Annotated in this window: 18 protein-coding genes; 7 read left to right on the forward strand and 11 right to left on the reverse strand. The window is 68.6% G+C overall.

Annotation, left to right across the window (positions count from 1 at the left end; genetic code table 11):
• Positions 1 to 673, forward strand: a 673-nt coding sequence (gene leuB, locus Q0L89_RS13090; protein WP_296765908.1) for a 3-isopropylmalate dehydrogenase, incomplete at its 5' end; no start/stop codon positions are given.
• A 15-nt stretch (positions 674 to 688) separates the two neighbouring features.
• Here the strand turns inward: leuB and polA are convergent.
• Complete coding sequence (gene polA / locus Q0L89_RS13095; protein ID WP_296765911.1) at positions 689 to 3,508, reverse strand: DNA polymerase I; 2,820 nt, start codon at positions 3,506 to 3,508, stop codon at positions 689 to 691.
• 230 nt (positions 3,509 to 3,738) lie between these two features.
• Complete coding sequence (locus Q0L89_RS13100) at positions 3,739 to 3,918, reverse strand: zinc-finger domain-containing protein (protein WP_296765914.1); 180 nt, start codon at positions 3,916 to 3,918, stop codon at positions 3,739 to 3,741.
• Positions 3,919 to 3,960: 42 nt separating this feature from the next.
• Between Q0L89_RS13100 and Q0L89_RS13105 the strand changes: the two genes are divergently transcribed.
• A complete protein-coding gene (locus Q0L89_RS13105; protein ID WP_296765915.1) occupies positions 3,961 to 4,935 on the forward strand; it encodes an ABC transporter ATP-binding protein in 975 nt (324 codons plus the stop codon).
• On the opposite strand, the gene Q0L89_RS13110 is transcribed toward Q0L89_RS13105, so the two are convergent.
• On the reverse strand, positions 4,932 to 5,921 hold the full coding sequence (locus tag Q0L89_RS13110) for a P1 family peptidase (protein WP_296765917.1): 990 nt from the start codon (positions 5,919 to 5,921) through the stop codon (positions 4,932 to 4,934). The two genes, Q0L89_RS13105 and Q0L89_RS13110, sit on opposite strands and share 4 nt — an antisense overlap.
• 25 nt (positions 5,922 to 5,946) lie before the next feature.
• A complete protein-coding gene (locus tag Q0L89_RS13115; RefSeq protein ID WP_296765919.1) occupies positions 5,947 to 6,471 on the reverse strand; it encodes a hypothetical protein in 525 nt (174 codons plus the stop codon).
• 221 nt (positions 6,472 to 6,692) lie between these two features.
• Between Q0L89_RS13115 and Q0L89_RS13120 the strand changes: the two genes are divergently transcribed.
• Complete coding sequence (locus Q0L89_RS13120; RefSeq protein ID WP_296765921.1) at positions 6,693 to 7,265, forward strand: DUF1523 family protein; 573 nt, start codon at positions 6,693 to 6,695, stop codon at positions 7,263 to 7,265.
• Between the two features lie 10 nt (positions 7,266 to 7,275).
• On the opposite strand, the gene Q0L89_RS13125 is transcribed toward Q0L89_RS13120, so the two are convergent.
• The 5 genes from Q0L89_RS13125 to nth all read right to left on the reverse strand — a co-directional run bounded on the left by Q0L89_RS13125 (position 7,276) and on the right by nth (position 12,695).
• Positions 7,276 to 8,331: an acetate kinase gene (locus tag Q0L89_RS13125; RefSeq protein ID WP_296765923.1), complete on the reverse strand. Its 1,056-nt coding sequence runs from the start codon at positions 8,329 to 8,331 to the stop codon at positions 7,276 to 7,278.
• Positions 8,328 to 9,272: a phosphate acyltransferase gene (locus tag Q0L89_RS13130; RefSeq protein WP_296765925.1), complete on the reverse strand. Its 945-nt coding sequence runs from the start codon at positions 9,270 to 9,272 to the stop codon at positions 8,328 to 8,330. Before Q0L89_RS13130 ends, Q0L89_RS13125 begins: the two co-directional genes overlap by 4 nt.
• A gap of 79 nt (positions 9,273 to 9,351) precedes the next feature.
• Positions 9,352 to 10,812: a PLP-dependent aminotransferase family protein gene (locus Q0L89_RS13135; protein ID WP_296765926.1), complete on the reverse strand. Its 1,461-nt coding sequence runs from the start codon at positions 10,810 to 10,812 to the stop codon at positions 9,352 to 9,354.
• 240 nt (positions 10,813 to 11,052) lie between these two features.
• Complete coding sequence (locus Q0L89_RS13140; protein ID WP_296765928.1) at positions 11,053 to 12,054, reverse strand: adenosine kinase; 1,002 nt, start codon at positions 12,052 to 12,054, stop codon at positions 11,053 to 11,055.
• Positions 12,051 to 12,695 carry an endonuclease III gene (gene nth / locus Q0L89_RS13145; RefSeq protein WP_296765929.1) on the reverse strand — a complete coding sequence of 215 codons (645 nt, stop codon included), beginning with the start codon at positions 12,693 to 12,695 and terminating at the stop codon, positions 12,051 to 12,053. The genes Q0L89_RS13140 and nth overlap by 4 nt, the downstream gene beginning before the upstream one ends.
• 118 nt (positions 12,696 to 12,813) lie before the next feature.
• Between nth and Q0L89_RS13150 the strand changes: the two genes are divergently transcribed.
• Positions 12,814 to 13,701, forward strand: coding sequence for a bifunctional helix-turn-helix domain-containing protein/methylated-DNA--[protein]-cysteine S-methyltransferase (locus tag Q0L89_RS13150; protein ID WP_296765931.1), 888 nt, complete (start codon positions 12,814 to 12,816; stop codon positions 13,699 to 13,701).
• Between the two features lie 130 nt (positions 13,702 to 13,831).
• Here Q0L89_RS13150 and Q0L89_RS13155 read toward each other — a convergent pair whose 3' ends face one another.
• A complete protein-coding gene (locus tag Q0L89_RS13155) occupies positions 13,832 to 14,137 on the reverse strand; it encodes an HNH endonuclease (RefSeq protein WP_296765932.1) in 306 nt (101 codons plus the stop codon).
• Positions 14,138 to 14,183: 46 nt separating this feature from the next.
• On the opposite strand from Q0L89_RS13155, the gene Q0L89_RS13160 reads away from it, so the two are divergent.
• Positions 14,184 to 15,389, forward strand: coding sequence for a TIGR03862 family flavoprotein (locus Q0L89_RS13160; protein ID WP_296765933.1), 1,206 nt, complete (start codon positions 14,184 to 14,186; stop codon positions 15,387 to 15,389).
• Between the two features lie 343 nt (positions 15,390 to 15,732).
• On the opposite strand, the gene Q0L89_RS13165 is transcribed toward Q0L89_RS13160, so the two are convergent.
• The gene (locus Q0L89_RS13165; protein ID WP_296765934.1) at positions 15,733 to 16,323 is read right to left on the reverse strand and encodes a glutathione S-transferase family protein; all 591 of its coding nucleotides are present in this window, start codon (positions 16,321 to 16,323) and stop codon (positions 15,733 to 15,735) included.
• A gap of 153 nt (positions 16,324 to 16,476) precedes the next feature.
• Between Q0L89_RS13165 and Q0L89_RS13170 the strand changes: the two genes are divergently transcribed.
• Together Q0L89_RS13170 and Q0L89_RS13175 are read left to right on the forward strand one after the other, a co-directional pair.
• Positions 16,477 to 17,823, forward strand: coding sequence for a TldD/PmbA family protein (locus Q0L89_RS13170; protein WP_296765936.1), 1,347 nt, complete (start codon positions 16,477 to 16,479; stop codon positions 17,821 to 17,823).
• Positions 17,810 to 18,619 carry a 3'(2'),5'-bisphosphate nucleotidase CysQ gene (locus Q0L89_RS13175; protein WP_296765937.1) on the forward strand — a complete coding sequence of 270 codons (810 nt, stop codon included), beginning with the start codon at positions 17,810 to 17,812 and terminating at the stop codon, positions 18,617 to 18,619. Before Q0L89_RS13170 ends, Q0L89_RS13175 begins: the two co-directional genes overlap by 14 nt.
• The last annotated feature ends 100 nt before the right edge of the window (positions 18,620 to 18,719 follow it).

Consider the following 18,719-nt stretch of genomic DNA (forward strand, 5'->3'; position numbering starts at 1 on the left):
ACCCCGCGGGATCTTCAAGGAAGGCAACGAACGCGTCGGCATCAACACCCAGCGTTATACCGAATCCGAGATCGAGCGCGTGGCGCGCGCGGCATTCGAACTGGCGCGCAAGCGCGGCAACAAGGTCTGCTCGATGGAAAAGGCCAATGTGATGGAGTCGGGCATCCTGTGGCGCGAGGTCGTGCAAGAGGTGCACGACCGCGATTATGCCGATGTGCAACTGACGCACATGTATGCCGACAACGGCGCGATGCAGCTTGTGCGCAACCCCAAGCAGTTCGACGTGATCGTCACCGACAACCTGTTTGGCGACATCCTGTCGGACGCCGCCGCGATGCTGACCGGCAGCCTCGGCATGCTGCCCTCTGCCTCGCTCGGGTCACCGATGGCCAATGGCCGGCCCAAGGCGCTTTACGAACCCGTGCACGGCAGCGCGCCCGACATCGCCGGGCAGGGCAAGGCCAACCCGATCGCCTGCATCCTGAGCTTCGCGATGGCGCTGCGCTATTCCTTCGACCTGGGCGACGAGGCCGCGCGCCTGGAACGCGCGGTCGAACAGGTGCTGGCCGACGGCACTCGCACTGCCGACCTGATGGCCGAGGATGGCGCAACGCCCGCATCGACCAGCCAGATGGGCGACGCGATCATTGCGGCGCTCGACGCGGGGCTTTGAGCGCCCGCGCGGCGCTCAATGCGCCTCGGCCCAGTTGGCGCCCTGCCCGGCATCGACCACCAGCGGCACGTCGAGCTTGAGCACCGGGGCGCCGGCGCCTTCCATCACCTCGCGGGCGCGGGCAACGAGAGTATCGACGGCGTCCTCGGCCACCTCGAAGATCAACTCGTCATGCACCTGTAACAGCATCGTCGCGTCGATGCCCTTGATCGCGTCGGGCATGCGGATCATGGCACGGCGGATGATGTCGGCCGCGGTGCCCTGGATCGGCGCGTTGATCGCGGCGCGCCTGGCAAAGCCGGCGCCGGGGCCCCGGGCCGATATCTCGGGCGTGTGAATCTTGCGCCCGAACAGGGTGCGCACGAACTTGTTTTCCTTGGCGAAGGCGACGGTGTCGTCCATGTAGGCGCGGATGCCGGGAAAGCGTTCGAAGTAGCGGTCGATGAATCCCTGCGCGTCGGCCCGGGGAATGCGCAACTGGCGCGCCAGGCCGAAGCCCGAGATGCCGTAAATGACGCCGAAATTGATCGCCTTGGCCTTGCGGCGCACGTCGGGGGTCATCTCGTCCATGGGCACGTCGAACATCTCGCTCGCGGTCATGGCGTGGATGTCCTGCCCATCGCGGAACGCCTGTTTGAGCGCGTCGATCCCGGCAATGTGGGCAAGGATACGCAACTCGATCTGGGAGTAGTCGAGGCTGACCAGCACGTTGCCCGGCTCGGCCACGAAAGCCTCGCGGATGCGGCGGCCCTCTTCGCTGCGCACGGGGATGTTCTGCAGGTTCGGATCGGTCGAGGACAGCCGCCCGGTATTCGCCCCGGTCTGCATGTATGACGTGTGCACGCGCCCGGTGTCGGGGTTGATATGGCCGGGCAATGCGTCGGTATAGGTGCTTTTCAGCTTGGACAGCGCGCGCCAGTCCAGCACCCGCGCGGGCAGGTCGTGCAGCGCCGCCAGATCCTCCAGCACATCGGCGCCGGTGCCGTAGGCGCCGGTCTTGCCGCGCTTGCCGCCCTCCAGCGCCATCTTGTCGAACAGGATTTCGCCCAGTTGCTTGGGGCTGCCGATGTTGAACCGCTCGCCGGCCAGGTCGTGAATCTCCTCCTCCAGCGCGGCCATCTTCTGCGCGAACTTGCCCGACATGCGCGACAGCGTGTCCCGGTCCACCTTCACGCCCGCGCGTTCCATCGCGACAAGGACCGGCACGAGGGGGCGTTCGAGCGTCTCGTAAACGGTGGTGACGCGGGTCTGGTGCAATTGCGGGCGGAACACCTCCCACAGGCGCAGGGTGATGTCGGCATCCTCGGCGGCATATTTCACCGCCTCGGCAATGGGGACGCGGTCAAAGGTGATGGCCGACTTGCCACTGCCGATTAGATCCTTGATCGGGATCGGCGCGTGCGACAGGTAACGTTCCGACAGCACGTCCATCCCATGCCCGTGCAGGCCCGCGTTCATCGCGTAGGACATCAGCATCGTGTCGTCGATGGGGCTGATGGTGATATCGTGACGGGCCAGTATCTTGGCGTCGTATTTCAGGTTCTGGCCGATCTTGAGGATCGCGTCGTCGGCCAGCACCGGGCGCAGCGCATCCAGCACCGCGTCGCGGGGCAATTGCCCCTGTTCCAGCGCATCCGAGCCGAACAGCCCCTCGCCACCGCCGTCCGCGTCCTTGTGCCCGAGGGGGATGTAGCAGGCGTGCCCGGGCTCGATACTTAGCGAAATGCCCACCAACTCGGCGCGCATCGTATCCAGCGAGGTCGTCTCGGTGTCGATCGCCACGTACCCGCGGGCGCGAATCCCGGCAACCCAGCGGTCAAGCGCCTCCTGGCTGGTCACGCATTCGTAGGTTTCCGGTTCGAACGGCAGATCGGTGGGCGCAGCGGGCGAGCCGCTGTCGGGCTCGGCGCCGCGCGGGTTGGTGTCGGGAATCACCGGCGGCTCGACATCCAGCGCCTCGGCAATGCGCTTGGACAGGGTGCGAAACTCCATCTCGGCCAGGAAACGCAGCAGCATGTCAGGGTCGGGCGCGCGCACCTCCAGGTCATCGAGGGTGAAATCCAGCGGCGTTTCGCAATCAAGCTGCACCAACTGCCGCGACATCTCGATCTGGTCGCGCTTGTCGATCAGGGTCTGCCGGCGCTTGGGTTGCGGGATCTCGTCGGCCCGGTCAAGCAACGCCTCCAGCGACCCGAACTCCCGGATCAGCAATGCCGCCGTCTTGACCCCGATCCCCGGCGCGCCGGGGACGTTGTCGGTGCTGTCACCGGCCAGCGCCTGCACATCGACGACGCGCTCGGGCGGTACACCGAATTTCTCGATCACCGCGTCGCGGTCGATGCAGCGGTTCTTCATCGCGTCCAGCATCTCGACCCCGCCACCGACCAGTTGCATCAGGTCCTTGTCGGAACTGATGATCGTCACCCGCCCGCCCAGGTCGCGCGCCTGGCAGGCCAGCGTGGCGATGATGTCGTCGGCCTCGTAGCCTTCCACCTCCTCGCAGGCGATGTTGAAGGCGCGTGTTGCCTCGCGGGTCAGCGGGATCTGCGGGCGCAGCTCCTCGGGCATCTCTTCGCGGTTGGCCTTGTAGGCGTCATACAGATCGTTGCGGAACGTGTGGCTGCCCTTGTCGAAGATCACCGCCGCGTGGGTGGGCGCATCGCGATCTGCGGCATTGCCGTCGATATAGCGCTGCAGCATGTTGCAAAACCCGGCCACCGCCCCGATGGGCAAGCCGTCGGACTTGCGCGTCAGCGGCGGTAGCGCGTGGTAGGCCCGGAAAATAAAGGCCGATCCGTCGATCAGATGCAGGTGGCAGCCCTTGCCGAATGTCATGTGCAATCCTCCCCCGGCGGCGTCCCCGCCGGTATGCCACGGCCCGCCCCCGGCATCCAGTGCGTTCCCTGCCGCTTCATCTTTCCCGAAATACTCCCGCCGGAGGCTCCCGCCCGCGCGAACACGCCCACAGCCGCGGCCATCCACCCCGAGGAGGACGCCAAAGGCGGACGACGAGAGATCATGTGTGCGGCAACGCCGCACGCCGCCAGGCCGACGTTACCGGCGTTTCAGACCTTGCCTTCGAAATCGCGGTGGATGTAGCGGGCGTCGCAATAAGGACAGTCGATATGGCCCGTCTCGTGCGGGATCTGAAGCCAGACCCGCGGGTGGCCGAGCGCACCCTCGCCGCCGTCGCAAGCGACGCGCCAGCTATCCACAACCTTGGTTTCCGGGGCGTCGATCGTCATCGGGGGTCATTCCCTTTCGCATGCATCTGAATTAGGTCCGTTATGAGCGATGACGACGCAAGGAGCAAGGGCAGCATGGGCGACGACAACGCCATCCGGATCGAGCAGCTTCGCAAGACATATGCCGCGCACAAGAACGAGCCGCCCAAGGAGGCGCTCAGCGGCGTGGACCTCGACATTCCCACCGGGTCGGTGTTTGGCCTGCTGGGCCCGAACGGGGCGGGGAAATCGACGCTGATCAACATTCTGGCCGGGCTGGTCATCAAGACCGCCGGGCGGGTTTCGATCTGGGGCTTCGACCAGGACGTGAACCCGCGCCAGTCGCGCGCCGCGATCGGGGTGATGCCGCAGGAGTTGAACCTCGATCCGTTTTTCACGCCGCGTGGCGCGCTGGAGGTCCAGGCGGGGCTTTACGGCGTGCCCCGCGCGCAACGCCGCACCGACGAGATCCTGCGGCTGGTGGGGCTGGAGGACAAGGCCAACTCCTATTCGCGCACCCTGTCGGGGGGGATGCGGCGGCGGCTGCTTCTGGGCAAGGCGCTGGTCCATCACCCGCATATCCTGGTGCTCGACGAACCGACGGCAGGCGTGGACATCGAACTGCGCCAGATGCTGTGGACCAACGTGCGGCGCCTGAACGAGGACGGGATGACCATCATCCTGACGACCCATTACCTGGAAGAGGCCGAAGAGATGTGCGACGAGATCGCCATCATCAACCATGGCGCGGTGGTGGCGCGCGACAGCACCGCCCGGCTGTTGGGCCGCATCGACCACAAGACGATGGTGATCCAGCCCGCTTCGCCGCCGACCACCCTGCCCGAGGCCGAGGGCGTGCAGGTCGAACAACGCGCCGACGGGGCGCTGGCGCTGCATTACCACGCGCGCCAGACCCCGGCCGAGGCGGTACTGGACGCGGTGCACGCCGCCGGCATCTCGATCAGCGACGTGCGCACCGAACAGGCCGACCTTCAGGACGTGTTCCTGGAACTGACGCGCGTCAACGCGGCCGATTAGATCGCACACCAACACGGCAGCGGGTCGCCCGGCTGCGGCGTGGCGGCATGCACGCCGCGCGCGATGGCGCGGGCCATGCAGGTGGCCGCCGCGTGGCCCAGGTAAAGCGTATCGGCAAGCGGGTCGGTCAGCGGCCGCGCGCCGGTCGCGGCGGCGAACACGAGATCGCCGTCCATCGGCGTGTGCGATGGCAGCAGCGCCCGCGCCAGCCCGTCCTGCGCGGCGGTGGCCATCCTCGTGCATTGCGCCTGCGAAAGCGCAGCATCGGTGGCGACGATGCCGATGGTGGTGTTGGCGTGTGCCGACAGCTTGGTCGGCGGCGTGAGCACATCGGCAAAGTCCGGCGCCGGGCCGAGGCCGCCGAACTCGGCCCCGATCTCGAACGGCGCGGCCCAGAAATGCGGCCCCTGCCCGACAACCGCCGAACCCAGCGCGTTGACCGCCACCAGTGCCCCCACCATGTGGCCCGAGGGCAGCCGCAGCGAGGCCGACCCCAGCCCCCCCATCAGCGTGGCGGTGGTGGCGCCGGTTCCGGCCCCTTCGCTGCCCAGGGCAAAATCGGCCGCCGCGGCGTCGAGCGCCTGCGCGCCCAGGCGTTTGTACGGGTTTTCCGACCAGTCCTTGTCGCCGCCATTGATCAGGTCGAACAGGATCGCACCTGGCACGATCGGCACGCGCTGATCGCCCACGGCAAACCCGCGCCCCTGCGCGCGCAGCGCGTCGGCCACGCCCGATGCGGCGTCGAGGCCAAAGGCCGAGCCGCCCGACAGCACCAGCGCATTGACCTGCTCGACGGTCTTGTCGGGCGCCAGCAGATCGGTCTCGCGGCTGCCCGGCGCGCCGCCCATCACGTTCACGCCAGCAGTCAGCGGCGCGTCGGACAGCAGCACCGTGGCGCCGGTTTTCACATGCCTGTCGTGCGCGGTGCCGACCCGCAGGCCGGGCACGTCGGTAATCAGGTTGGCGGGGCCTGGGCGGGCGGTCATGCGGGTGATCCTCCGGGCGGCGGTGCTATTGGCCGAACCGGCCAAGCGCGCGGTAGTCGATCTGTTCGAGCGCGGCAAGAAGCGTATCGGGGTCGGCGCCCGCGGCCTTGATCAGGATTCGGTTGGCGACCAGACCGGTCACTTCGCCGTCCTGCACGATGAACTTCTGCCGACCGACCCGTTCGACCTGAACACCCATCATGCCGGCGTTCGACATCATCGCGGCGACCGCGGCAATCATCGGGCTGTCGGCCATCATGGTGATGGTGTAGCCGGCGCCCTCGCCTGCGGGCGTGTACTCGGCCTCGGCGCCGGACCCGCCGCCCATCATCGCCATTGCCCCGCCGATCTCGCTGTCGAGACGCCTTTCCCAGCCCTCGGGTGCGGGCGGCAGGAACTGTGCCAGTTCATCGGTCTTGAGCGCCGCGAGCCGCTGCTTGGCGAAATCCAGTTCCTCTATTGCGTACTGGATGTCACCCGCCTCGTAGGCATCGCGGGCCGATTCCAGCGCGTCGGTAATCTCGTCCGCGGCCAGCGGTGTGGCAGCCATCGCCGCGAGGGCGAATGCAAGTACGATGGGCTTCATGGATTATCTCCCGACCACTGTTCCGATTTTCTCGCAGTGTGCGCGGCGCGACCGCGGGGATCAAGCCCGCACAGGCACGCATCCCCCTTTGCCGCCGCGCGCCAATCGGCGTATGACGGAAGTCGGAGCCCGCTGTCGCGACTCGACAGGCGCGCGCGGCCGGGCACAACAACAAGGGGCCGTCCATGTGGTTTTACGTGAAATGGGGTGCAAGGATCGTGCTATGGCTGCTGGTGGCGGCGTTCCTGCATTACACGCTCCCGCAGCACGACATCGCGCGGATCGGAAATACCTATGAAAAGCGGGTCGATTTCGGCGCCAACAGCATTTTCTGGGCCAGCGGCGGGTCGGGCAACGCCAGTGGCACGGTCAACCGCGACGTGTTCTTCATCCAGACGTTCCGCGCCGACGAAAAGCCGATGATCTATCGCAACGAAGATACCGGCTGGGGCTGGCCGCCGTATTTCAAGTTCGACACGGCGAACCTCCAGGCCGAGGCATCCAACCTGATCAGCAAGCAGGGCGAGGACACGACGCAATGGGTCGCGATCCGCCATTACGGCTGGCGCAGCGAGTTGTTTTCGATCTTTCCCAACGCCGTCAAGGTCTGGCCGGTCGAGGGCCCGAACGTGCGCATCATCCCGTGGCGCAACATCGTGATCCTGCTGGTGCTGGCCGCTACCTACTGGGCGATCCGGGTGCGCGTGCTGCGGTTCTGGCACCGGCGCGTGGCGCCGATGTTCGATGGCGGGGCGTGAGGGGCGCCCGCTACCCCAGCAGGCGCAATGCGTCGCGCGCGATCTGGCCTTCCTCGTCGCAGGGGACGACATGCGCCGGCACCTCGCCCAGGAATGACAGGCGCCGCGCGATCGCGTCGCGCACCGGCGCGGCGTTCTCGCCGATGCCGCCGGTAAAGGCGATGGCATCCAGACCGCCCATGGCCACGATGGCCGACCCCGCCTGCCGCGCCGCCCAGTAGCAGTAATGATCCACCGCAAAGCGCGCGTGCGGATCGTCCGACGCCAGCAGCGCGGCCATGTCTGCCGTGCCGCCCAGCGCCCGCAGCCCGCTGTCGTGGTTGAGCAGGTGCGCGGCACCGTCCAGCCCGTGGTCGGCGGCCATGCGCAGCACCGCCATGCCGTCGATCTCGCCGGGGCGGGTGCCCATCACCAACCCGTCGAGCGGCGAATAGCCCATCGAACTGGCCACCGAGCGCCCGTCGCGGATGGCGCACAGGCTGGCCCCGCCGCCCAGATGCAGCGCCAGCAGACGCTTGGGCAAATCGGCCCCGAACCACTCGACCAGCGCGGCATAGCTCAGCCCGTGAAAGCCATAGCGGCGGATGCCCTTGGCACGCTCGGCCTCGGGCAGGGCATAGGTGGTGGCAATGTCCGGGCAGGTGGCGTGAAAGGCGGTGTCGAAACTTCCGAATTGCGGCAAGGCGGGCGCGCGGGCCGCCAGCGCGCGAATGGCCGCAAGGTTGTGCGGATTGTGCAGCGGCGCCAGCGGGTTGCATGCCTCGATTTGTGCCAGCACCGCATCGCTCAACCGCGCCGGCGCGGTCAGCGTGGCGCCACCGTGCACGATCCGGTGTGCCGCCGCGCGCAGCCAATCGGGCGTGACACCCCGCGCCGCAAGTGCCTCCAGCAGGTGATCCAGCGCCGCGCCATGGTCTGCCGCGACGACGGGCGTGTCGGTGCCCTCGACATCCAGATGCGCGTCGCCACCGATACCGGCCACCTCGGCCGCCATCTCGCGGCTCAGCGCCTCGGAAAACAGCGCCACCTTTATCGAGCTTGACCCGGCATTGACGACCAGAATCATTGTCCACCTCCCGCGGCCGCGATTACCCCCATCGCCGCCGAGGCGATGCGCGCCGGCGCCCCCTGCGAGCGCGAGGTCAGCAGGATCGGCACCTTCGCCCCCAGCACCAGGCCACCGGCACAGCACCCCATCCCCAGCACCATCAGCTTGAACAGCGCGTTGGCGGCAGTGATGCCGGGGGCCAGCACGATGTCGGCATCGCCGGCGACGGGTGACTCGTAGCCCTTGGCGAGCGCGGCATCGCGCGAGAATATCAGGTCCAGCGCCATCGGCCCGGCCACGTCGGCCTGCGGCAGCGCGGTGCGGGCCCACTCGGCGATCTGCGCCGCCTCGACCGAATCGCGCAGCGACGGGATCGGGTCCTCGTTCGCCGACAGGATCGCCGCCTTGGGGCGCTCAACCCCCAGTTCCCGAGCCAGCGTCACGGCATGGCGCAAGCAATCCTGCCGGGTGGTGATGTCGGGCTCCACGTTGAGCGCGGCATCGCTCAGCAGCAGCGGCCGGTCGGACCCCGGCGCGGTGATGTGCAGCACATGCCCGCAGCGCATCCCGGAATCCCTCAACCCCGCGGTTCGGGTCAGCAGCGCCTTGAGGAAGGTCGAACTGTGCACCTGCCCTTTCATGATCGCGTCGGCCTCGCCCTTGCGGGCAAGCTCGGCGGCGGCGGCGCTGGCGCTGTCGCGCGGCGCGTCGATCAGGCGCAGGCCGGCGATGTCCCAGCCGATCGCCTCGGCGGCGGCGCGGATCTTGTCACGGTCGCCCAGCAGTATCGGTTCGGCCAGGCCGGCCTCGGCAGCCTCGCGCAGGCCCGACAACGGAATTTCGGCGCCCGCGTTGGCCAGCGCCACGCGCGGTATGGCCAGTCCGCGAGCACGCTCAAGCAGACGGCGGGGCGCATCGGCCTGGATGGGCGACAGGAAGGGAAAGGGGTCTTGGGTCACTATGGGGCCTTTGCCTGAAATGGGTGCGTTGCCGGGGCATAACGCGGCACGATGAAAATTGCACGACGCCCGGCGCGCGTCACGCCGCGGCCTGCGCGGCGGCGATGCGGGCGACGCCCTCGGCGATACGCTCGACCGGAATCGAGGAATAGGCGAGCCTGTAGTAATCATGCCGCGGGCGTGCCGGGTCGAAAAAGCTGTGCCCCGGCTCGATCAGTACGCCGTGCGCCCTGAGCGCCCGGGCCAGCGCGGCGCTGTCGCGCCCGTGCGCAGTGCGCATCCAGAACGCCGATCCGCCGAACGCCCCCTGCCCCGCTACCGATAGTTCGTGCGCATCCAGCGCGTCCTGCATCACCTGCCTGCGCTCTGACAACACCCGCCCCATGCGGCGTATCTGCGCGTCGTAATGGCCCAGGCCCAGGAAATAGGCCGCCGTGCGCTGCACATGCCCCGGCGGGTGGCGCAGCACCGTGGCGCGCAGGGCGCGCGCCTCGCGGATGAACGGCGCCGGCCCCACCAGGTATCCCAACCGCAGGCCCGGAAACAGCGACTTGGAAAAGCTGCCCACGTAGATAACGCGGCCGTCTTCATCGAGCGACTTGAGGGCCGGCGACGGCGCCGAGAGGAACGACATCTCGAATTCGTAATCGTCCTCGACGATCAATGCATCAAGAGCACGGGCGCGCTCCAGAAGGGCATGGCGCCGCGCCACCGGCATCGTGGCCGAGGTCGGGCATTGGTGCGACGGCGTGGTAAACAGCACGTCGGTGTCGTCGGGCAGCGCATCGGGCGGTAGGCCGCCGGCATCCACGTCCACCGCCGCCAACCGGCAGCGCGCCTGCATCAGGATGTCGCGCAGCGCCGGGTAGCAGGGGTTTTCCACCGCCGCCAGGCGCCGCTGGTTCAGCAACACCTGCGCCGCCAGCCAAAGCGCGTTCTGCGCGCCCATGGTCACCAGTATCTCGTCAGGGTGGGCCAGGATGCCGCGCCGCGGCAGCGTGTGGCGGGCGATGAACTCCACCAGCCGCGGGTCGTCGCGGTCATACAGGTCAGCCGTCAGGGTGCCGAAATCGCGTGCGCCCAGCGCCCTGAGCGCGCACAACCGCCAATTGGCGTGGTCGAACAGCGCCGGGTCGGCCTGGCCATAGATGAACGGGTAGTCGTAGCTGGCCCAGTCGTGCTGTTTCTCGCCGGTGGCGCCACCGGTGAACCGCTGGCCGATGGCGCGGGTCCAGTCCACCGCATCGCGCCGTGGTGGCGCCGGGGGAACGGGGCGCGGTTCGGGCGCGGTGGCCGAGACGAAGAACCCCGACCGCCCGCGCGAGGTAAGGTAGTCGCTGGCCTGCAGGTCGGTATAGGCCAGCGTCACGGTGATCCGCGAGACACCCAGGTGCGCCGCCAGGGCCCGCGTCGAAGGCAGCTTTTCACCGCGCTGGAACCGCCCCGACAGGATGCCGTTGGCGATCATCGCCCGGATTCGCGCCTGGAGCGTGCCCTCGTCCTCGGGGGCCAGGAAGAACGTTTCGACCGGAATCGCCATTGGGGCACGGTATACTGGACTTACTGGCGGGACAATCTGGGCTGATGGAAATGCGGTGCATTTCGGGCCGGGCACAGCCCGGGATCAAGGCGCTGCACGCGCCGCCGCGCAGTGCCCGCCGCATCCCGCGTTGCGGAGCGATACAGCCTGCGACCTGCGTCAGCCATTTCAGCCATTTCAGCCACCGACGGTGGAGGCCACGGCAATATCCGCAAACAGCCCGCCGGCATGTGCGCCGGGTCAATCCCCTCGGATCAACCCGTGTTCGGCGAATAGCGCCTTCACGTCGGCCTCGGGCCGGGCGCCGAAATGGCCGATGACCTCGGACGCGGCGACGCAGCCCATGCGCCCGGCAACATCCAGCGGCTGGCCGGTGGCGATGCCATACAGGAACCCGGCGGCGAACTGATCGCCAGCGCCGGTGGCATCGACCGGCGTGACTTCGTGCACCGGAACGGTAACGCTGTCCTCGCCCTGCACCAGCACCACGTCATGGCCAGACCGCGTGCACACGATCATGCCGCTTTCCGATGCGGCGGTTTCCAGCGCGCTTCCGAGGTCTTCGGTCTGGTAGAGCGACTGCCACTCGTGTTCGTTGCCGATGACGTAATCCAGTTCCCGCACCAACGCGCGGAAATCGTCGCGGTGGCGATCGACGCAGAACGGGTCGCTCAACGCGATGCCGGCCATGCCGCCGCCCGCGCGACAGGCACGCGCGGCGGCCTCGAAGGCCGCCTTGCCCCCGGGCTTGTCGTACAAATACCCCTCAAGGAACAGGATGCCGGCCTGCCCGGCCACATCGTCGGGCACGTCGTCAGGCCCCAGGTAGGCCGAGATGCCCAGGTAGGTATTCATCGACCGCTCGCCATCGGGCGACACGAAGATCATGCTGCGCGAGGTGGGCTGATCGGCCTTCTTCACCGGCACCGGCGGGTTGACGAAATCGGTACCGTCGCGCGCCATCTCCTCGGCATAGAACCGCCCCGGCGCGTCGGCGCGCACACGCCCGATGAACGCCGTCGACAGCCCCAGCGCCCCCAGCCCAGCGACCGTGTTGGCAACCGAACCGCCGGGTCGCTTGGTGTGGCTGGTCATTGAATCATAGAGAAACTCGCCGCGCTCGCGCTCGACCAGTTGCATCACACCCTTCTGGATGCCCATGCGGGAAAGGAAAGCGTCATCGCTGGGGCAGATGACATCGACGATGGCGTTGCCGATACCGACAACCTGGTATTTGCTCATGGTGTTTTGTCCTCGTATTGACACAGATCGCGGATCAGGCAGGCGTTGCATTTCGGCTTGCGCGCAAGGCAGGTATAGCGGCCATGCAGGATCATCCAGTGATGCGCGTGGCGCTGGAAATCGGCCGGGATGTGATCTTCGATGGCGCGCTCTACCGCCAGCACGTCCTTGCCCGGGCACACGCCCGAGCGGTTGCCGAAACGGAAGATATGCGTATCGACCGCCTGCGCGGGCATGCCCCACCACATGTTGAGCACCACGTTGGCCGTCTTGCGCCCGACGCCGGGCAACGATTGCAGCGCCGCGCGCGAATTGGGCACCTCGCCGGCATAATCCTCGACCAGGATGCGGCTGAGCTTGATGACGTTTTTCGCCTTGTTGCGGTACAGGCCGATCGTCTTGATATGCGCGATCAGCCCCTCCTCGCCCAGATCCAGCATTTTCGCTGGCGTATCGGCCACTGCGAACAACCCGCGCGTGGCGCGATTGACTCCCACATCGGTGGCTTGCGCCGACAGCGCCACCGCAACGACAAGGGTGAAGGCGTTGACATGCTCCAACTCGCCGCGGGGTTCGGGTTCCGCCGCGTGGAAACGGCTGAATATCTCGCGGATCGTGTGGTAATCCAACTGCCTGGCCATGGCCGATCTATGCCCGCCCCGCACCACGGAGGCAAGCGAAACCCCTGCGGCGAAAGCGCAAGTTCCGGGTCGCGGCCGGGTGGGCTTGCGGGGTAGTGTGGGCGTGAAGGGGTACGCGATGACCGCAGGAACCGACACCAATACCGCCGATGGCATTCCCACCGCGCACGGACAGGCCTACCACTACCGCGTGATGCGCCGCGCCATCGCCGAGATCGACGCGGCCGAGGCGCCGCTGCGCCTTGACGAACTGGCGGCGCGCATGGGGATGAGCGCGGCGCATTTCCAGCGCCTGTTCACCGCCTGGGTGGGCGTGTCGCCCAAGCGATACCAGCAATACCTGGCGCTGGATCACGCGCGGGCGCTGCTCAGGGCGCAAACCAGCACGCTGGAGGCCGCTGGCGCCGCTGGCCTGTCGGGGGGCGGGCGGCTGCACGACCTGTTCCTGCGATGGGAAGCGATGAGCCCCGGTGCCTATGCCCGCCACGGCGCGGGGTTGACCATCCGCTACGGCCACTTTGACAGCCCGTTCGGCAAGGTTCTGGCCATGGGCACCGCGCGCGGCCTGTGCGGGCTGGCCTTCACCGAAGAGGTCGGCGCGGCGGCGGCATGGGCCGACATGACCGCCCGCTGGCCCGAGGCGGATTTCCTCAATGATCCCAAGGCGCTAAGCGGCTGGGTCTGCGCCGCTTTCGGCGACGGGGGCGCCGCGAAGGTGCACATGATCGGCGCACCGTTCCAGATCAAGGTGTGGGAGGCGCTGCTAACCGTCCCATCCGGCCACGTCACCACATATGGCGAGATCGCCCATGCCATAGGACAGCCGCGCGCCGCGCGCGCCGTGGGCACCGCGGTGGGGCGCAACCCGGTGTCCTGGCTGATCCCGTGCCACAGGGCGCTGCGCAAATCCGGCGGCCTCGGCGGCTACCATTGGGGCCTGCCCGTCAAGCGCGCGATGCTGGCATGGGAAAGCGCCCGCGCTGACACCGGCGCCCCAAACGCCTGACGCCTCCGGCGCAAGAGCCCGGCCCCGCTTCATCTTTCCCCAATTACTCCCGCCGGAGGCCCCGAGGAGGACGCCGAAGGCGGACGACGAGAGATCATGCGCGCGGCACAGCCGCGCTCCGCCAGCGCCCTCATTTCCGCCGCCGTCCGGGTGTTTTCGAGTGAAATCCCGGCGGGCGCGTCGCCACCCAGGCGATGAACCGCGCCAGCCGCGGATGGGTTCGCAGCGCCGCGATGGTATTGTAGTCGCGGGCCAGGTCTGCCTCGGTCAGCGCCGCGTGGATCTCGTTGTGGCAGATTTGGTGCAGTCGCACCACCGGGCCGCCCTTGCCGCCCTTCAGTTTCGGTGTCAGGTGGTGCAGGCTCTGGCGTGCATCCGCCGGGATGGGTCGGCCGCATAGCGGGCAAATCGGATCCTGCGCCTGTTCGCTGGTCATGGCCCCATTCCCGCCCTGCCGCGGTTCGAAAGGATAACCCCCCGGGATGGCAGAACAAGACCCGCCTGCGCCTACCACCCTTTGCGATGCGCTGGTGATCGGCGCGGGCCCTGCCGGATTGATGGCGGCCGAGGCGCTGGCACACGCCGGGCGCACGGTTCTGGTGGCCGAGGCCAAACCATCACCGGCACGCAAGTTCCTGATGGCCGGCAAATCGGGGCTGAACCTGACCAGGGACGAAGCCTTCGCGCAGTTCCTCACCGCCTATGGCGCGGCCGCGCCGCTGCTGCGCCCGGCGCTGGCGGCCTTCGGCCCCGACGCGGTTCGCGACTGGGCACGCGGCCTGGGCCAGCCGGTTTTCACCGGCTCGTCGGGGCGGGTGTTTCCCACCTCGATGAAAGCCTCGCCGCTGCTGCGCGCCTGGCTGGCGCGGCTCGACGGCCTGGGCGTGCGATTGCACACGCGCTGGCGCTGGACGGGGTGGCCCGGTGACTTTGCCTTCGACACGCCCGACGGCGTGCGGTTGCTGCGCCCGCGGGTCGCGGTGCTGGCCTGTGGCGGGGCAAGCTGGGCGCGACTGGGGTCGGACGGGGCCTGGGCGGGGCTGATGGGCGATCTGCCGCTGGCCCCGTTCCAGCCCGCCAATGTGGGCTTTGTCGTGAATTGGTCGGCGCACATGGCGCGCCATTTCGGCGCCCCGGTCAAGAACGTCACCCTGCGCGCGGGGGGCATGGTGACGCGGGGCGAATTCGTGATCTCGCGCCACGGGGTCGAAGGCGGCGGCATCTACGCGCTGTCGCGGCCGCTGCGCGAGGGCGCGGCGCTGACGCTGGACCTGGCGCCCGACCTGCCGCTGGACGCCGTGCGCGCGCGGCTGGCGCGTCCGCGCGGCAAGGCCAGCCTTGCCAACCACCTGCGCAAGGCGCTCCGGCTGAGCCCGGTGAAACAGGCGCTGCTGATGGAATTCGCCCGCCCCCTGCCCGACGACCTGGCGCCGCTGATAAAGGCGCTGCCGGTTCCGCTGGCAGGGCCAAGACCCATGGACGAGGCGATTTCCACCGCCGGCGGGCTGCGCCTTGATGCGCTTGACGGCGGCCTGATGATTCGCGACCGGCCCGGCACCTTCGCCGCCGGCGAGATGCTGGATTGGGAGGCACCCACCGGCGGCTACCTGCTGACCGCCTGCCTGGCGACCGGGCTCCGGGCCGGGCGCCACGCCGCCCGCTGGGCGGCGCGGGCGCCGGATGCCTGAAGCGGGTCGCGTTCATTCGCAGTCACGCGGCCCGCTCTGACTTGTTGTTTCCGCATGTCCTAGTAAGGCGGAACCGAAGTTCGCATCATTGATTTTCGGTGCGACGGCAGGTTCGCGCCCGACCCCGAGGGTGGGCGCGGTGCGGTGTCGCGCATGATAATGGCACAGCGCAAGCGTGGCAACATGTTGAAATGTCGGACAGTTTCGCGCCCGCCCTGGGGGGGGCGGGGTCGGGCGCGAACCGGATCGCAAGCGATCCGGGGACTGTCGCAATCAACGATGCGCATTATGGATTCAGGTGACTGGAAGCTCGAAACCGGTTCCCGCTTTCGAGCGACATGCTCTAACCCAAGCGCGCCGCCGCGCGGCGAAACGCCTCGCGCGCGCGCAATCCTTTCGCATAGGACAGCAGACGCTCGTCTTCGATGGGGAACTTGGCGGCATAGGCCCAGTTGAGGCAATGCGCCGTGACGATGTCGGCGATGGTCATCGTCTCGCCCATCAGGTAGGGGCCCTCGATCCGCTCGGCCAGCCGCGCGGCGTTGCGGGCGAATTCCCATTTCAGGCTGTCATTGACCTGCGGCACGCGCCGATCCGCTGGCAGGATGAAGCTGTGGCGCGCGGCGGTCCACAGCACCGCGTCCAGCTCGTCAAGCGCCGTGTGCATGAACCCGTCCTGCCGCGCGCGGTCGATGGTGCCGGCCGGGTGGGTCAGCTGGCCGTGCTTGTCGGCAAGGTAGGTCAGGATGGCGGTGGAATCGGTCAACACCGCATCGCCCACGCGCAGCGCCGGTATCTTGCCCGAAGGGTTCGAGGCGCGCGCCGCCTCGGAATGCGGGGCCACGTCGGTGTGGGTGTAGGGCTGCTGCAATTCCTCAAGCATCCAGATCACGCGGAATGCGCGGCTCTTGGCGTTGCCGATGACTTCGTACATTATGGGTCTCCCTGATTTCGATTGCGCCCCTTTATGGCGGTGGCGCCGGGCGATGGCCAGCGCGTCGTCGCGGCACGCGACCGGCCCGACTTGCAAGGGGGCGCGATGCGGGCTACCTGCGAATGCATCCGACACGCACGAGGTGACCCGCCGATGACCGAGACTGCCGAGACCCTGGCGCACAAGCTCTTGCAGGCCGCGCAACAAGCCGGGGCCGAGGCCGCCGATGCGATGGCGGTGACCGACACGTCGCTGGGCGTCGATGTGCGTGGTGGCGTGCTGGAGCAGGCGGAAAGGTCCGAAGGCACCGACCTGGGGCTGCGGGTGCTGCTTGGCCGCCGTCAGGCCTGCGTCGCGACCTCCGATACCCGCCCCGAGACCATCGCCGCAATGGCCGAGCGCGCCGTGGCCATGGCCCGCGAAGCGCCCGAGGATGCCACCGCAGGGCTGGCCGCGCCGGATCAACTGGCGCGCGGTTGGGACATCGCGGCGCTGGAGCTGTGCGACCCCGCGTCCGAGCCGGGCCCCGCCGCGCTGGAAGAAGACGCGCGCCGCGCCGAGGCAGCGGCGCTGGCGATAGCCGGCGTCGCCCAGGTGCAATCGGCCAGCGCCGGCTATGGCCGCAGGCAACTGCATTTGGCAGCCAGCAACGGGTTTTCGGGCGGTTATTCGCGCAGCGACCGGGCGCTGAGTTGCGTCGCCATCGCCGGCAGCGGCACCGGCATGGAACGCGACCACGACGGCGACATGCGCATATTCCAGGCCGATCTGCGCCCGCCCGAAGAGATCGGCCGCCGCGCGGGCGAACGCGCGGTGGCGCGGCTGTCGTCGCGCCGGCCCCGTACCGGCGCGTTCCCGGTGCTGTTCGACGAACGCGTGGCCGCCAGCCTGATCGGCCACCTGCTGGCGGCGGTGAACGGCACCGCGATCGCGCGCGGGGCCTCGTGGCTGCGCGATGCGCGCGGGCAGGCGGTGTTGCCGCCGGACTTGTCACTGATCGAGGAGCCGCACCGCCCGCGGGTGGCCGGCTCGCGCCCCTTCGATGCCGAGGGGCTGGCGACGCGGCGCCGCGCCATCGTCGATGACGGGGTGCTGACCGGCTGGACGCTGGACCTGGCCACCGGTCGCAAGCTGGGCCTGCCATCGACGGGCAACGCGGCGCGCGGCACCTCGGCGCCGCCGTCGCCGTCGAACTGGAACGTTACCCTGACCCAGGGCACCCAAGGCCGCGCCGCACTGATGCGCGACATGGGCAGCGGGCTGCTGGTGACGGCGATGATCGGCGCCACGATCAACCCCAATACCGGCGATTATTCGCGCGGGGCCAGCGGGTTCTGGGTGGAAAACGGCGAAATCGCCTACCCGGTAAACGAATGCACCATCGCCGGAAACCTGCGCGATATGCTGATGCGGCTGACCCCCGCCAACGATGCGCGGCCGTGGCTGTCACGGGTGGTGCCGTCGCTGCTGGTCGAGGGAATGACGATTGCCGGAGAATGACAACAAGGCCGATCTGGCGCTGCTGATCGGCGCGGCGCGGGACGCGGCCGAGGTGGCCCGGCGTCACGTAGGCGGCGACCTGGAGATCGTCGAGAAACCCGACGGCGCGGGGCCGGTGACTGTCGCCGACATGGCGGTGAACGCGGTGCTGGAAGACCGGTTGCGCACCGCCCGGCCCGGCTATGGCTGGCTGTCCGAGGAAAGCCCCGACAGCACCGAGCGGCTGGCGCGCGGGGCGGTTTTCGTGGTCGATCCGATCGACGGCACGCGCAGCTACATCGAGGGGTCGGGCACCTGGGCGCATTCGATCGCGGTGGTGCGAGGCGGCCGGGTAACGGCGGCGGTTGTCTACCTGCCGGCGAAGGAAAAGATGTACACCGCGCGGGCCGGCGGTGGCGCCACGCTCAATGGCCGAACGATCAGGCATTCGGCGCGGGCCGGGCTGACCGGGGCCACGCTTCTGGCGGCGCGGCCGGCGCTGGAGCCGGCGAACTGGCGCGACGGGCAGGTGCCGTCTCTGGCGCGCCACCACCGCCCGTCGCTGGCCTACCGGCTGTCGCTGGTGGCCGAGGGGCGCTTCGACGCGATGCTGACGCTGCGCGATAGCTGGGAATGGGACATCGCGGCCGGGGCGCTGATCCTGGCCGAGGCAGGCGCGGCGGTCAGCGACCGCACCGGCGCGCCGCTGCTTTTCAACCGGCCATGGCCGAAGATGCCCGGCGTGCTGGCCGGGTCGTTGGCACTGCATGCGGACCTGCTGGCGCGGCTCGCGCCGTCGGATGGCCCCGGGCAATAGTCACCCGAAACCAGGGTTCGCAACAGATCGCACCACCTGAGCGGTGATCCGTCATCCGAACGGCGATAGGCCAGCCCGGCTCAGCAGGGCGCACGCCCAC

This window comes from Sediminimonas sp., assembly GCF_024637375.1.
Lineage (GTDB): Bacteria > Pseudomonadota > Alphaproteobacteria > Rhodobacterales > Rhodobacteraceae > Sediminimonas.

Coding starts and splice junctions, on each gene's coding strand:
- Q0L89_RS13165 (WP_296765934.1), bottom strand. CDS start 16,323: ATGTACGAAGTCATCGGCAACGCCAAGAGCCGCGCATTCCGCGTGATC.
- Q0L89_RS13120 (WP_296765921.1), top strand. CDS start 6,693: ATGTGGTTTTACGTGAAATGGGGTGCAAGGATCGTGCTATGGCTGCTG.
- nth (WP_296765929.1), bottom strand. CDS start 12,695: ATGGCCAGGCAGTTGGATTACCACACGATCCGCGAGATATTCAGCCGT.
- Q0L89_RS13140 (WP_296765928.1), bottom strand. CDS start 12,054: ATGAGCAAATACCAGGTTGTCGGTATCGGCAACGCCATCGTCGATGTC.
- Q0L89_RS13170 (WP_296765936.1), top strand. CDS start 16,477: ATGACCGAGACTGCCGAGACCCTGGCGCACAAGCTCTTGCAGGCCGCG.
- Q0L89_RS13125 (WP_296765923.1), bottom strand. CDS start 8,331: ATGATTCTGGTCGTCAATGCCGGGTCAAGCTCGATAAAGGTGGCGCTG.
- Q0L89_RS13115 (WP_296765919.1), bottom strand. CDS start 6,471: ATGGCTGCCACACCGCTGGCCGCGGACGAGATTACCGACGCGCTGGAA.
- Q0L89_RS13100 (WP_296765914.1), bottom strand. CDS start 3,918: ATGACGATCGACGCCCCGGAAACCAAGGTTGTGGATAGCTGGCGCGTC.
- Q0L89_RS13160 (WP_296765933.1), top strand. CDS start 14,184: ATGGCAGAACAAGACCCGCCTGCGCCTACCACCCTTTGCGATGCGCTG.
- Q0L89_RS13105 (WP_296765915.1), top strand. CDS start 3,961: ATGAGCGATGACGACGCAAGGAGCAAGGGCAGCATGGGCGACGACAAC.
- Q0L89_RS13150 (WP_296765931.1), top strand. CDS start 12,814: ATGACCGCAGGAACCGACACCAATACCGCCGATGGCATTCCCACCGCG.
- Q0L89_RS13135 (WP_296765926.1), bottom strand. CDS start 10,812: ATGGCGATTCCGGTCGAAACGTTCTTCCTGGCCCCCGAGGACGAGGGC.
- polA (WP_296765911.1), bottom strand. CDS start 3,508: ATGACATTCGGCAAGGGCTGCCACCTGCATCTGATCGACGGATCGGCC.
- Q0L89_RS13110 (WP_296765917.1), bottom strand. CDS start 5,921: ATGACCGCCCGCCCAGGCCCCGCCAACCTGATTACCGACGTGCCCGGC.
- Q0L89_RS13155 (WP_296765932.1), bottom strand. CDS start 14,137: ATGACCAGCGAACAGGCGCAGGATCCGATTTGCCCGCTATGCGGCCGA.